This window comes from Pseudomonas sp. TH41, assembly GCF_016650695.1.
Taxonomy (GTDB): Bacteria; Pseudomonadota; Gammaproteobacteria; order Pseudomonadales; family Pseudomonadaceae; genus Aquipseudomonas.
Genome location: NZ_JAEKFH010000008.1, coordinates 52,466 through 64,924, shown reverse-complemented (window position 1 = coordinate 64,924; position 12,459 = coordinate 52,466). Strand labels below are relative to the sequence as shown.

The 12,459-nt window shown below is 58.6% G+C and carries 13 protein-coding genes; 7 read left to right on the top strand and 6 right to left on the bottom strand.

Annotated features, from left to right (window positions below; translation table 11 throughout):
* Positions 1-103: 103 nt before the first annotated feature.
* Positions 104-688, bottom strand: a complete 585-nt coding sequence (locus tag JFU37_RS28975; RefSeq protein WP_201120554.1) for a YajG family lipoprotein — start codon at positions 686-688, stop codon at positions 104-106.
* A gap of 225 nt (positions 689-913) precedes the next feature.
* Between JFU37_RS28975 and JFU37_RS28970 the strand changes: the two genes are divergently transcribed.
* On the top strand, positions 914-1,147 hold the full coding sequence (locus tag JFU37_RS28970; protein ID WP_201120553.1) for a hypothetical protein: 234 nt from the start codon (positions 914-916) through the stop codon (positions 1,145-1,147).
* Between the two features lie 736 nt (positions 1,148-1,883).
* Positions 1,884-3,392 carry a malate dehydrogenase (quinone) gene (gene mqo / locus JFU37_RS28965; protein ID WP_201120552.1) on the top strand — a complete coding sequence of 503 codons (1,509 nt, stop codon included), beginning with the start codon at positions 1,884-1,886 and terminating at the stop codon, positions 3,390-3,392.
* 187 nt (positions 3,393-3,579) lie between these two features.
* On the opposite strand, the gene JFU37_RS28960 is transcribed toward mqo, so the two are convergent.
* The 3 genes from JFU37_RS28960 to JFU37_RS28950 form a co-directional block, all read right to left on the bottom strand.
* Positions 3,580-3,867, bottom strand: coding sequence for a PA4642 family protein (locus JFU37_RS28960; RefSeq protein WP_092278109.1), 288 nt, complete (start codon positions 3,865-3,867; stop codon positions 3,580-3,582).
* A gap of 63 nt (positions 3,868-3,930) precedes the next feature.
* Complete coding sequence (locus tag JFU37_RS28955; protein WP_201120551.1) at positions 3,931-4,416, bottom strand: hypothetical protein; 486 nt, start codon at positions 4,414-4,416, stop codon at positions 3,931-3,933.
* Positions 4,417-4,554: 138 nt separating this feature from the next.
* A complete protein-coding gene (locus JFU37_RS28950; protein ID WP_201120550.1) occupies positions 4,555-5,112 on the bottom strand; it encodes a hypoxanthine-guanine phosphoribosyltransferase in 558 nt (185 codons plus the stop codon).
* Positions 5,113-5,274: 162 nt separating this feature from the next.
* Here JFU37_RS28950 and upp point away from each other — a divergent pair, with 162 nt between their 5' ends.
* Positions 5,275-5,913, top strand: coding sequence for a uracil phosphoribosyltransferase (gene upp, locus JFU37_RS28945; RefSeq protein WP_201120549.1), 639 nt, complete (start codon positions 5,275-5,277; stop codon positions 5,911-5,913).
* A gap of 2 nt (positions 5,914-5,915) precedes the next feature.
* Positions 5,916-7,190, top strand: coding sequence for a uracil-xanthine permease family protein (locus JFU37_RS28940; protein ID WP_201120548.1), 1,275 nt, complete (start codon positions 5,916-5,918; stop codon positions 7,188-7,190).
* A 113-nt stretch (positions 7,191-7,303) separates the two neighbouring features.
* Here JFU37_RS28940 and hemH read toward each other — a convergent pair whose 3' ends face one another.
* Positions 7,304-8,326, bottom strand: a complete 1,023-nt coding sequence (gene hemH, locus JFU37_RS28935) for a ferrochelatase (protein WP_201120547.1) — start codon at positions 8,324-8,326, stop codon at positions 7,304-7,306.
* 13 nt (positions 8,327-8,339) lie between these two features.
* Positions 8,340-9,242: a TIGR01777 family oxidoreductase gene (locus tag JFU37_RS28930; RefSeq protein ID WP_201120546.1), complete on the bottom strand. Its 903-nt coding sequence runs from the start codon at positions 9,240-9,242 to the stop codon at positions 8,340-8,342.
* Between the two features lie 196 nt (positions 9,243-9,438).
* On the opposite strand from JFU37_RS28930, the gene JFU37_RS28925 reads away from it, so the two are divergent.
* The 3 genes from JFU37_RS28925 to JFU37_RS28915 all read left to right on the top strand — a co-directional run bounded on the left by JFU37_RS28925 (position 9,439) and on the right by JFU37_RS28915 (position 12,448).
* Positions 9,439-10,425, top strand: coding sequence for an NAD(P)/FAD-dependent oxidoreductase (locus JFU37_RS28925; RefSeq protein WP_201120545.1), 987 nt, complete (start codon positions 9,439-9,441; stop codon positions 10,423-10,425).
* Between the two features lie 233 nt (positions 10,426-10,658).
* Positions 10,659-11,507 (top strand): YbgA family protein, encoded by an 849-nt coding sequence (locus JFU37_RS28920; RefSeq protein ID WP_201120544.1) that lies wholly within the window; start codon positions 10,659-10,661, stop codon positions 11,505-11,507.
* On the top strand, positions 11,507-12,448 hold the full coding sequence (locus tag JFU37_RS28915; RefSeq protein ID WP_201120543.1) for a MerR family transcriptional regulator: 942 nt from the start codon (positions 11,507-11,509) through the stop codon (positions 12,446-12,448). The genes JFU37_RS28920 and JFU37_RS28915 overlap by 1 nt, the downstream gene beginning before the upstream one ends.
* The last annotated feature ends 11 nt before the right edge of the window (positions 12,449-12,459 follow it).

Genomic DNA, 12,459 nt, shown 5'->3' with positions numbered 1-12,459 from the left:
AGCAAGCTCGCTCCTACAGGGACAGGGGTGAATTCGGCAAAAAACGCAGGTATGAAAAAGCCCGGGGCCATTGCTGGCACCGGGCTTTTTTGAATCCAGCGATTTATTCGCCGAGAATCTGACCCACTGTCGGATCCTTGAACAGACGCGTCAACGCATCGCTCAACACATCGCTGACCAGTTTGGTGTTGGTTTCCTGATTCGGCGCCATACCAAAACGCTGATCCAGGGACGAACCATAACGACCGCTGTAACGACGACTGGCATTCTGCACATCGGAGCGGAACGTCGCGCCAATGGTCGCCTCAGTCACATACATGCCTTCTTTAGGCGACTGATACTTCAGCTCGACCAGGGTCACGGTCAACTGCGGTGCATTCATGCCATTGGGGACCGGGGTAAAACCCAGCAAACGAACGGCCGCTTCGGCTTGAGCCTGCAACTTCGGCAGAATCTGCGCGCCCTGCACTGTAATCGCACTGGTCTCCGGATACAGGCCACCGCGCGTTCCGAGGGTTGGCGACGGACGACCATCCACGACACGCACCACGACCTGCTGACCATGGCCCACTGGCGCGAGCTGAGTGGTCAGCTTCGGTTCCGGACTCAGTTGTTGCGGGCTGTTGGCGCAGCCGACCAGGGTCAAACTGGTCACAGTGATCAAACCGAACAACAGGCGTTGCAACATGCTCTTCTCTCCAGAATCAGGCAAAAACAGGCCGGCAGTATAGCGGTGGGCCATCGTTGCGAACCAGTGTTCGGTCTCGCAAATACATTTCTCGCAGTGACTGCTGAAATATCTGACAAACCCTGCAGACCACGGTTCCTGTCACACCTCTGTCACCGTACTCACACAAACACGTCACAGCTCACGGGCAACCTGTAGAACAGCTCCCCTACACGGTACTTTGCCATGCGCCACCTCATCTCGCTGTTCGCGCCACGCCCGCTGCATCGCAGCTTTGCCCTGCTCGACCGCAATGGTCTGTGCCAGGCATTCAAGCAGTGCAGTCTCCAGCCGATGGGCGATGGCTGGGTCGAAATCGAAGAAATCCACCTCGACTGGCTGCACCAGCCCCTGCCCCCGCGCGCCCGTGTCAGCCAGCGCCAGCCGCGCGCACGGGTGCAACATCTGTTGACCACCTGACCAGACGTCTAATAAAAGTCATTAAACACGTCCATTTCCCTGCGTTTCTTAGATACAATCTCCCCCCGATTATAAGGACGTCTCCTGATCGGGCCTCGCAGCATCGTCAATGCCTTGGTATTGACACCCCGCACCGCCCACAGAGAGCCGCCCACACAGATCGAGTGAAGCTGGCGCGCTTGCTGTTCTTTAAGCAAAACCCCCACTTTTCGCGAATCTGCAGAGCTGTCATTACGCTCGGTCACTGAGCTGTTTGCCCGTTTTGCCTGTCATGTATCCCATGACGGCAATCCATCCGGGCCCGGTGCCAGGCTGGACAGCCCTTTTTTGAGGTTCACGTCTTCAAAAGAGCGTGAAAAAAACGGGTTTTCACAACTTCACAAGAGTGTGGCGAGCAAATGAATAGTTTTGCGTCTGAACATGCACCATTAGCGTCTGAAACAGCCCAACGACACAGGACCGAGTATTCCTCGAACACCGGAGCCTGAAGCCTGTCCGCTACGGATTTGGTTGCACAAACGGATGTCTCGACCATAAGTCGAATTGCCAGACGCGTGTTGAAATGAGTTCATAGGGCTCATTAACCCGGCCGGTAGCGTCCGTCGAAGTTGCGAAAAATTGCGAAGATTCGGACATGGCGATACTGCCATGGGTACCTGGGGCAACACTGACACGCCCCGTCACTCCTGGCAGCCATGCCGACAATTTGGTGCTGCAGATTTTGGAGACGCGTTAAATGGCGCATAACGAAGCAGTCGACGTAGTACTGGTTGGGGCCGGCATCATGAGTGCCACCCTCGCTGTACTGCTCAAAGAACTCGACCCCGCGATCAAGCTGGAAGTCGTCGAGTTGATGGATTCCGGTGCCGCGGAAAGTTCGAACCCGTGGAACAACGCCGGTACCGGCCACGCCGGGCTGTGTGAGCTCAACTACACACCGCAGGCCGCCGACGGCACCGTCGACATCAAGAAAGCCGTGCACATCAACACCCAGTTTGAGGTGTCGAAGCAGTTCTGGTCGTACCTGACCAAAAAAGGCACCTTCGGCTCGTGCAAGACGTTCATCAGTCCGGTGCCGCACCTGAGCTTCGTGCAGAGCGACAGTGGCGTTTCCTTTCTCAAGGAACGCTTCAAGACGCTGAGCAAGCACCACGCCTTCTCGGACATGGAATACACCGAAGACAAGGCCACCATGGCCGAGTGGATGCCGCTGATGATGCCGGGCCGTCCAGCCGACGAAGTCGTCGCTGCGACCCGCGTGATCAACGGCACCGACGTCAACTTTGGGGCCCTGACCAATCAGCTGCTCAAGCACCTGACCAGCGCACCCGATGCCCAGGTCAAGTACTGCAAGCGTGTGACCGGCCTGAAGCGTAACAACGGCGGCTGGACCGTCAGCATCAAGGACGTCAACAGCGGCAACACCCGTGAAGTCGACGCCAAGTTCGTCTTTCTCGGTGCTGGCGGCGCAGCATTGCCGCTGTTGCAGGCGTCGGGCATTGAAGAAAGCAAAGGCTTCGGCGGCTTCCCGATCAGCGGCCAGTGGCTGCGTTGCGATAACCCGGAAGTGGTCAAGCACCACCAGGCCAAGGTCTACAGCCAGGCTGCCGTGGGCTCGCCACCGATGTCGGTGCCGCACCTGGACACCCGCGTGGTCGATGGCAAGAAGTCCCTGCTGTTCGGGCCTTACGCCGGTTTCACCACCAAGTTCCTCAAGCACGGCTCCTTCATGGACCTGCCGATGTCGGTTCGCGCCGGCAACATCGGCCCGATGCTGGCCGTGGCGAAAAACAACATGGACCTGACCAAGTACCTGGTCAGCGAAGTGATGCAGTCGATGGAACAACGCCTGGATTCGCTGCGCCGCTTCTACCCTGAAGCGAAAGCCGAAGACTGGCGCCTGGAAGTGGCTGGCCAACGGGTGCAGATCATCAAGAAAGACCCGAAAAAAGGCGGTGTTCTGCAGTTCGGTACCGAACTGGTCGCGGCTAAAGACGGTTCCCTGGCCGCCCTGCTCGGCGCTTCGCCTGGCGCTTCGGTGACCGTTTCGATCATGCTGGAACTGATCGAAAAATGCTTCCCGGGCAAGGCATCCGGCGAGTGGGCCGCCAAACTGGCGGAAATCTTCCCGGCTCGGGAAAAGGTTCTGGAAACCGACGCTGCGCTGTATCGCAAGATCAATGCGCACAACAACATCGCACTGGAGCTGGTTGAAGCCAGTAACGAGACCGAAAGCTACGCTTGATTCGGCCACATAAAAAACGCCCCGTTCTCATTGAGTACGGGGCGTTTTTTTGTGCCGCTTAAAAGATCGCAGCCTCGCTGCGCTCGACAGCTCCTACAGGGGTCGCGTCACACCGGAAATTATCGGGTGGACCCAATCCCTGTAGGAGCTGCCGCAGGCTGCGATCTTTTGATCTTGTCTTTTGATCTTAACCGCGAGCCTTGGCGATCAGCTCGATGTACTCGGCCGCGTTACGCTGATCCTTGATCACCGCGACGAAATCATTGCCGTGCTCATCCTTGCCGTCCAGGTCAAAACCGGCTTCGACGAAGAACGTCAGAAAACGCTCGAAATCATCGATACGCAGACCGCGATAGGCCTTGATCAACTTGTGCAGCGACGGTGAAGTGGCGTCGACCGGTTCAAAATCGAGGAACAGTTTGATCTGCTCATCGCCGATCTCGTCACCAATCACTTGCTTCTTATCTTTACGCATTGCCGACTCCAGCTCGCAGACATTTCACGGGGCGGGCAGTTTACCCCTCCCTTGCCGCCGGGCTCAACGCGAACGAACGCTGCCTGTGTGCAGATCAGCCCAGACATGACCGTTGGCGTAGCTGAGGAACTGGCAATACACCGTGTCGTTACGCAACAAATCGATCACCACCCGGTATTGGGCCAGCGGGTAATAAAGCGTCAGGGTTTTGCTTTTCTCGTCGTAGACCGGCTTTTTCAGGCTTTTGCTTTCGCCGTCGAAGTTGACCAGCACCTGGCTGATGGTTGCGCCCTTGTTCAAGGATTTGCCCTTGAGACGGATCAGCAATGGCGACGTGACCGGGATCGGCTGTTGGGTGGACTGGCGCTGACTGCCCACCACCACCGAATAGTCAGTGACCTGCAACAGTTGTTGTTGCTCGGGTTCGGCGTCACGCAGGGTCAGGTCGTCTGGCGGCAGGAACTGTGCGTGCATGGGCGCTGGAGCAGCGGCCAGGGGCAGGCTGAGGGTCAGCAACAGGGTGGCGCAGCTGCGGATCAAAAAGCTCATGACAGGTTCCGGAGGGCGGTTGTAGGAGCGAGCTTGCTCGCGATGAACTCTAAGGCGGCGCTTGTTTCCAGACAACAGGCGTCATCGTTCACGTCCATCGCGAGCAAGCTCGCTCCTACAGGAGGCCGTGCAGGATTCTTACATGCCTTTAACGGCAAAAATCCCGTTGGCGTTACGCCAGTAGCCTTTGTAGTCCATGCCGTAACCGAAGATATAACGGTCGATGCACGGCAGGCCGACGAAATCGGCTTTCAGGTCCGGGCGAGCCTTGCGGTCGTGGTCCTTGTCGATCAGCACGGCGGTGTGCACTTTGCGCGCGCCGGCGTGTTTGCAGAAGTCGATGATCGCGCCCAGGGTGTGACCTTCGTCGAGGATGTCGTCGATGATCAGTACATCACGGTCGATGAACGACACTTCAGGCTTGGCTTTCCAGAACAGGTCGCCGCCGCTGGTTTCGTTGCGATAACGGGTGGCGTGCAGGTAGGACGCTTCCAGCGGGAAGTGCAGATGGGTGAGCAGCTTGCCGGCAAAAATCAGGCCGCCGTTCATCACACAGAACACCACCGGATTGCTCTCGGCGAGTTGTTCGTTGATGTGTGCACCGACGCGGGCGATGGCCGCCTCGACTTCAGCTTCGGTGTACAGGCAGTCAGCCTCTCGCATGATTTGACGGATATGCTCGAGATCAGCGGACATGGCGCTCTCCAGGGGGACGGATTCAGGAAAAGCGGGCAAAGGTACGCATCCCGCACGGCCAGATCAAGCGTTTGTGGACTAACGTACTTGATGTCTATAGGACAACACCCTCGGATAGATTAATCTAGGCCGGTTTTTTTGCCCGCCGCCGGAGCCTTTCCCATGCCCATCCTCGAGATCCGCCATCCGCTGATCCGTCATAAACTTGGCCTAATGCGCCGTGCAGACATCAGCACCAAGAATTTCCGTGAGCTCGCTCAGGAAGTCGGCGCCCTGCTGACCTATGAAGCCACCAAAGACCTGCCGCTGGAAACCTACGATATCGAAGGCTGGTGCGGCACCGTGTCGGTCGAGAAAATCGCCGGCAAGAAAATCACCGTGGTGCCGATCCTGCGCGCCGGTATCGGCATGCTTGAAGGCGTGCTGAGCCTTATTCCGGGCGCCAAGGTCAGCGCCGTCGGCGTGGCCCGCAACGAACAAACACTGCAGGCCCATACGTATCTGGAAAAACTGGTCCCGGAAATCAACGAACGCCTGGCGATGATCATCGACCCGATGCTCGCCACCGGCAGTTCCATGGTCGCCACCATCGACCTGCTGAAAAAAGCCGGTTGCCGCGACATCCGCGCGATGGTCCTGGTGGCCGCGCCAGAAGGCATCGCCGCTGTAGGAAAGGCTCACCCGGACGTGACCATCTACACCGCTTCCATTGACGAGAAACTGAACGAACACGGTTACATCATCCCAGGCTTGGGCGATGCCGGTGACAAGATCTTCGGCACCAAGCAGAAGGACGCGTGACCATGCAGCAAGAGTTCAACGATCCGCTCTGGCGCACGGTGCTGTCTGGCGCGCAGATGCTGTTCGTGGCCTTCGGCGCCCTGGTGTTGATGCCGCTGATTACCGGCCTCGACCCGAACGTAGCGCTGTTCACCGCAGGCCTGGGGACGATTCTGTTCCAGATCGTCACCGGGCGTCAGGTGCCCGTGTTCCTGGCGTCGAGCTTCGCCTTCATCACCCCGATCATTCTCGCCAAGGGCCAGTTCGGCCTCGCGGCGACCATGGGCGGTGTGATGGCGGCCGGTTTCGTCTACACCTTCCTCGGCCTCGCGGTGAAAATCAAAGGCACCGGTTTCATCGACCGTTTGCTGCCACCGGTGGTGATTGGCCCGGTGATCATCTCCATCGGCCTGGCCATGGCGCCCATCGCCGCCAACATGGCAATGGGCAAGGCCGGCGACGGCACTGAGCTGATCCATTACCAAACGGCGATGCTGATCTCGATGCCCGCGCTGCTGACGACGCTGATCGTCGCCGTGTTCGGCAAAGGCATTTTCCGCCTGGTGCCGATCATCTCCGGCGTGTTGGTCGGTTTTGCCATGGCGTTCTACTTCGGCGTGGTCGATACCGCGAAGATTGCTGCCGCACCGTGGTTCGCGATACCCCATTTCACCGCACCAGAGTTCAACTGGCAGGCGATTCTGTTCATCGTTCCAGTGGCGCTGGCGCCGGCCATCGAGCACATCGGCGGCGTGATTGCCGTGGGTAGCGTAACCGGTCGCGATTACCTGAAAAAGCCGGGACTGCACCGCACCCTGCTCGGCGATGGCATTGCCACCACGGCAGCCGGTTTGTTCGGCGGTCCGCCTAACACCACCTACGCCGAAGTTACGGGCGCGGTGATGCTGACCAAAAACTACAACCCGAAAATCATGACCTGGGCGGCGATTTTTGCCATCAGCCTGGCGTTTGTCGGCAAGTTCGGCGCACTGCTGCAAAGCATTCCGGTGCCGGTGATGGGCGGGATTCTGTGCCTGTTGTTCGGTTCGATCGCGGCAGTCGGCATGAACACGCTGATTCGCCACAAGATCGACCTGGCTGAGGCACGCAATCTGGTGATTGTGTCGGTGACGCTGGTGTTCGGGATTGGCGGCATGCTGGTCGGCACCGGCACGGGTGCGGACGACTTCGGTCTCAAAGGCATCGCGCTGTGCGCGGTGGTGGCGATTGCGCTGAACCTGCTGCTGCCAGGCAATGACAGCTGGAAGCACAAGCAGGCGGACAAGCCGTTGTTGTAATGGTTTGATTTATTAGTTGTCAGTGAAATAGCTTTCGCGAGCAGGCTCGCTCCCACATTGGATTTGTATTGTTTACAAAGCCCCCTGTGGGAGCGAGCCTGCTCGCGATGCTTTTATAGGGCTAACGGTGCCCTTTCGCACAAGGCATTCAACGCCCGCGCCCACTGCGGGTTATCGTTGAGGCAAGGCACCAGCACCAACTCCTCCCCTCCCGCTTCGCGGAATTGCTCCAGCCCGCGATCACCGATCTCTTCCAGCGTCTCGATGCAATCGGCGACGAACGCCGGGCACATCACCAGAATCTTTTTCACGCCGCTCTTGGCCAGTTCTTCAAGGCGCGCTTCGGTGTAGGGTTCGATCCATTTCGCCCGGCCCAGCCGCGACTGAAACGACACCGACCACTTGCCGTCCGGCAAGCCCATGCGTTTGGCAAATTCCGCCGCGGTGCGCAAACACTGGCCGCGATAACAGGTCGCAACCACTTCCGGCGGCGCACCCGCGCAGCAATCGCCCCCACCGTCGAAACTGTGACCCGGATTGAGCTTCTTCAGATGCCGCTCCGGCAAGCCATGAAAGCTCAGCAACAGGTGATCGAAATCCTGCTCCAGATAAGGCCTGGCGCTGGCTGCCAATGCATCGAGGTATTCCGGCTGATCGTAGAACGGCTCAAGAATCGATAACTGCACATCGAGTTTCTTCTCCCGCACCACTCGCTTGGCTTCCTCGATGACCGTGGTCACCGTGCTGTCGGCGAACTGTGGATAAAGCGGCGCGAGGGTGATTCGCTTGTGGCCCTGCGCGATCAACTGCAGCAGTTTCGATTCAATGGACGGCTCGCCATAACGCATCGCCAACTCAACGGGACCATGGGCCCATTTCGCGGTCATGGCCTGTTGCAGGCGACGGCTGAGCACCACCAACGGCGAGCCCTCCTCCCACCAGATTGACGCGTAGGCATGGGCTGACTGTTCCGGACGCTTGATCAGGATGAGCGAAACCAGCAAACGCCGCACCGGCCATGGCAGGTCGATGACGTACGGGTCCATCAGAAATTGATTGAGGTAGCTGCGCACATCCGCCACCGAAGTGGAAGCAGGTGAGCCCAGGTTGACCAGAAGCAACGCGTGATCGGTCATGCAACATCCTATTTCAGAGGCGGCTGGACAGGTCATCCAGAGCCGCGCGCAAATCAGTGAACTGGAAAGTGAAACCTGCTGCCAGCAAACGAACCGGTGTGGCTCGCTGCCCCCCCAGCAACAGCAAAGACAACTCGCCCAGGCCCACCTTCAGTGCGAAGGCCGGCATTGGCATGAATGCCGGGCGGTGAAGCACACTGCCCAACGTCTTGGCGAACGTGCGATTGCGCACCGGTTTGGGCGCGCAGGCATTATAAGGACCGTGGGCATCATTCTGATGCAGGAGAAAATCAATCAGGGCGATTTGATCCTCGATATGGATCCACGGCATCCACTGCCGACCATTGCCGATAGGCCCGCCCAGCCCCAGTTTGAACGGCAGTAACAGCCGCGACAAAAAGCCGCCCTCGGCGGACAACACTAGCCCGGTGCGAATCAGGATGACGCGCACGCCCAAGGCTTCGGCACGCTGGGCGGTTTCCTCCCAGGCAATGCACAACTGACTGGCGAAATCTTCGTTGACCGGAGGCGAGTCCTCGGTCAGTTCTCGCTCCCCCCCGTCCCCGTACCAACCGACTGCAGAACCGGAGATCAACACCGGCGGTTTCTGTTCTCGGCTTTCGAGCCAGGCCAGCAGGGTTTCGGTCAGGGTGATCCGGCTGCTCCACAACAACGCTTTGCGCCTGTGAGTCCAGGGCCGGTCAGCAATAGGGGCGCCCGCCAAATTGATAATTGCATCGACCGATTCCTGACCGATGTCCTCGAGACGGGCAATGCCACGCACTTGTGCTCCACAGATTTTCGCGACTTTTGCAGGCTTGCGACTCCAGACCGTCAGGTGATGTCCCTGACTCAACCAGCGTCGGCAGAGCTGACGTCCTATCAAACCAGTACCGCCGGTCAGCAATATGTGCATGACTTCTTCCTCGCGTGGCGTTTTACCCTGATCACTAGTCTATTTTTATAAGCAGGGATCTTTGGTATCGGGCAGGCTCTGTGATTAACAATAGGCCAAGCTGTCAGAACGAGAACGCTAAAAGTTATACCAAAAAACAATATTGTACAGGTTTCAACCACGGCGTAGTCTGTACAGAAAGGTAAACGAGGCCCCTATGACTGTACCTATCGCAATCATCGGCACCGGCATCGCCGGGCTCTCAGCCGCCCAGGCCCTTACGGACGCCGGGCATGTCGTTCAACTTTTTGATAAAAGCCGCGGCAGTGGCGGACGCATGTCGAGCAAACGCAGCGATGCGGGGGCTCTGGACATGGGCGCGCAATATTTCACTGCCCGCGATCGCCGCTTTGTCACTGAAGTCCAACGCTGGCAAGCCAATGGTTGGGTCGCCGAATGGACGCCGCAGCTGTACACCTACCACGGCGGTCAACTCAACCTGTCACCGGACGAGCAGACTCGCTGGGTCGGAACGCCGCGCATGAGCGCCATCACCCGCGGCCTGCTCGGCGACCTGGAAGCGCATTTCGCCTGCCGGATCACCGAGGTCTATCGCGGTGAAGAACACTGGCACCTGCAGGACGCCGAAGGCTTCACTCATGGGCCATTCAGTCATGTCGTCATCGCCGCGCCAGCCCCTCAGGCAACTGCGCTGCTGGCCGCCGCCCCCAAACTCGCCGGGGCCGCCGCCGGGGTAAAAATGGACCCGACCTGGGCGATCGCGCTGGCGTTCGATACACCGCTGGATACGCCCATGGAAGGCTGCTTCGTGCAGGACAGTCCGCTGGATTGGCTGGCTCGCAACCGCAGCAAACCCGGACGTGACAACACACTGGACACGTGGGTGTTGCACGCCACCAGCGCCTGGAGCCGACAACACATCGACCTGCCCAAAGAAGCAGTGATCGAGCAATTGCACGGTGCGTTTGCCGAATTGCTGCACAGTGCCATGCCCGCCCCGACCTTCAGCCTCGCCCACCGCTGGCTCTACGCCCGGCCCGCCAGCAGCCATGAATGGGGAGTGTTGGCAGATGCCGATCTGGGTCTGTATGTGTGTGGCGACTGGTGCTTGTCCGGCCGTGTCGAAGGCGCCTGGCTCAGCGGCCAGGAAGCCGCCCGCCGCCTGCATGCGCATCTGCAATGAACAGCATCAATCTGGTAGGAGCTGCCGAAGGCTGCGATCTTTTGATCTTGATCTTTAGCGGTTCCGAACAATGCAAGATCAAAAGATCGCAGCCTTCGGCAGCTCCTACAGGAAGTGCTTACCGATCCAAAAAACTTGTACAAACAATTTGACTTGTACACCTTTGAATCTATGATGAAGTCCATGCTGTACAGAATTACATTTCTGTACAGGTTTAGATTTGAGGTGCTCCGATGCCCCATTCCCCCGAAAAACCAAAAATTGCTATCAGCGCCTGCTTGATGGGGGCTGAGGTGCGTTATAACGGCGGGCACAAGGCGTCGCGGCTGTGCAGTCGCCTCCTCACTAAGTACTTTGATTTCGTTCCGGTCTGCCCGGAAGTCGCCATCGGCCAGAAAATGGCGGCAGAGCTGGCTGATATCTGCGGCTACATCTTCATGCAGAAATCGCTTTCGTGCGGCCTGGATCGGGTCAAGGTCTACTCCATCAACGGCGCGCCCATGGACGGTGGTGGCCGTGGCCTCTATGCCCAGACCTTCTGCACGCAACATCCGGATTTACCGGTGGAAGAAGACGGCCGACTCAACAACCCGGTGCTGCGGGAAAACTTCCTGACCCGCGTGTTTGCGTACAGCGCCTGGCAGCAGCTGCGGCAAGAAGGCCTGACTCGCCGTGGCCTCACCGAATTTCACGCTCGCTACAAATACCTGCTGATGGCCCACAACCCGGTGCAATACAAAGCACTGGGCCATTTGCTGGGCAACATGGGCCGGGCCGATCCCGACGAAATTGGCCCGCGCTATTTCAGCGAGCTGATGGCGGCACTGAAAAAATGTGCCACTCGCCGCACTCACACCAACGTGCTGCAACACCTCAGTGGTTACTTCAAGCAGGTCATCAGCGCTGAAGACAAACAGGCAATGCAGCTCGTCATCGGCCAATATCATCAGGGCATCGTCCCGTTGGTGGTGCCGTTGACGCTGCTCAAACATTACTTGCGCCAACACCCGGACCCCTACATCGCGCAGCAGGTTTACCTGCAACCCCATCCGGAAAGTCTCAGCCTGCGAAACGCGATCTAATGAAAACCCGACTCGACACGAGTGCCCACGAAGATCTCGGCGCTGACTTCAAGACAGCCCTCGACGAAGGCTGGTTGCCGATCCGTGAAGTGGCGCGACAGACGGGCGTCAACGCCGTCACGCTACGCGCCTGGGAACGGCGATATGGCCTGATCGTGCCGCAACGTACGCCCAAGGGGCACCGGCTGTTTAGCACCGACCATGTGCAACGCATTTTGATGATTCTCACCTGGCTTAATCGCGGCGTGGCCGTCAGCCAGGTCAAGCCACTGCTCGACACCCCGCAAGCCTTTACCGAATCGGCCGGAAACGACTGGCAAGTGTTGCGTCACACGCTGCTGCAAGCGGTCACTCAACTGACCGAACGCACCCTCGACGACACGGTCAACCAGGCAATGGCGCTATACCCGCCACGGACTTTGTGCGAACAGCTGCTAATGCCATTGCTGACGGAACTCGAACAACGCTGGCAAGGCCAGTTCGGCGCGCAGATGGAGCGGGTGTTTTTCTGTTCCTGGTTGCGCAGCAAATTTGGCGCACGCATCTACCATAACAACCGTCAGCTGCGCGCCGCGCCGCTGCTATTGATCAATCACTCGGACCTGCCACTGGAACCTCAGCTGTGGCTCACCGCCTGGCTGATCAGTAGCTCCGACTGCCCGGTGGAGGTGTTCGACTGGCCACTTCCCGCCGGCGAACTCGCGCTGGCGATCGATCACCTGCAAGCCCGCGGCGTACTGTTGTATTCCAGCAAAGCCATGAACCTTTCGCAGCTGCCGAAACTTTTGAACGGTGTCCGTTGCCCAAAAATGATTGCCGGACCAACTGTGTGCATTCACCACGCCGAGTTGTCCGCCAGAACTTCCGAGATCGCTGACGTGCTCCTGGCCGAAGATCCGTTATCGGCTCATCAGGGCCTGGTTCAGCGTGGACTTATTTAAAGGTGCTTTTT

Excerpts from the sequence above, each read along its gene's own strand:
- JFU37_RS28975 (WP_201120554.1), bottom strand. The coding sequence starts at position 688 with ATGTTGCAACGCCTGTTGTTCGGTTTGATCACTGTGACCAGTTTGACC.
- JFU37_RS28970 (WP_201120553.1), top strand. The coding sequence starts at position 914 with ATGCGCCACCTCATCTCGCTGTTCGCGCCACGCCCGCTGCATCGCAGC.
- mqo (WP_201120552.1), top strand. The coding sequence starts at position 1,884 with ATGGCGCATAACGAAGCAGTCGACGTAGTACTGGTTGGGGCCGGCATC.
- JFU37_RS28960 (WP_092278109.1), bottom strand. The coding sequence starts at position 3,867 with ATGCGTAAAGATAAGAAGCAAGTGATTGGTGACGAGATCGGCGATGAG.
- JFU37_RS28955 (WP_201120551.1), bottom strand. The coding sequence starts at position 4,416 with ATGAGCTTTTTGATCCGCAGCTGCGCCACCCTGTTGCTGACCCTCAGC.
- JFU37_RS28950 (WP_201120550.1), bottom strand. The coding sequence starts at position 5,112 with ATGTCCGCTGATCTCGAGCATATCCGTCAAATCATGCGAGAGGCTGAC.
- upp (WP_201120549.1), top strand. The coding sequence starts at position 5,275 with ATGCCCATCCTCGAGATCCGCCATCCGCTGATCCGTCATAAACTTGGC.
- JFU37_RS28940 (WP_201120548.1), top strand. The coding sequence starts at position 5,916 with ATGCAGCAAGAGTTCAACGATCCGCTCTGGCGCACGGTGCTGTCTGGC.
- hemH (WP_201120547.1), bottom strand. The coding sequence starts at position 8,326 with ATGACCGATCACGCGTTGCTTCTGGTCAACCTGGGCTCACCTGCTTCC.
- JFU37_RS28930 (WP_201120546.1), bottom strand. The coding sequence starts at position 9,242 with ATGCACATATTGCTGACCGGCGGTACTGGTTTGATAGGACGTCAGCTC.
- JFU37_RS28925 (WP_201120545.1), top strand. The coding sequence starts at position 9,439 with ATGACTGTACCTATCGCAATCATCGGCACCGGCATCGCCGGGCTCTCA.
- JFU37_RS28920 (WP_201120544.1), top strand. The coding sequence starts at position 10,659 with ATGCCCCATTCCCCCGAAAAACCAAAAATTGCTATCAGCGCCTGCTTG.
- JFU37_RS28915 (WP_201120543.1), top strand. The coding sequence starts at position 11,507 with ATGAAAACCCGACTCGACACGAGTGCCCACGAAGATCTCGGCGCTGAC.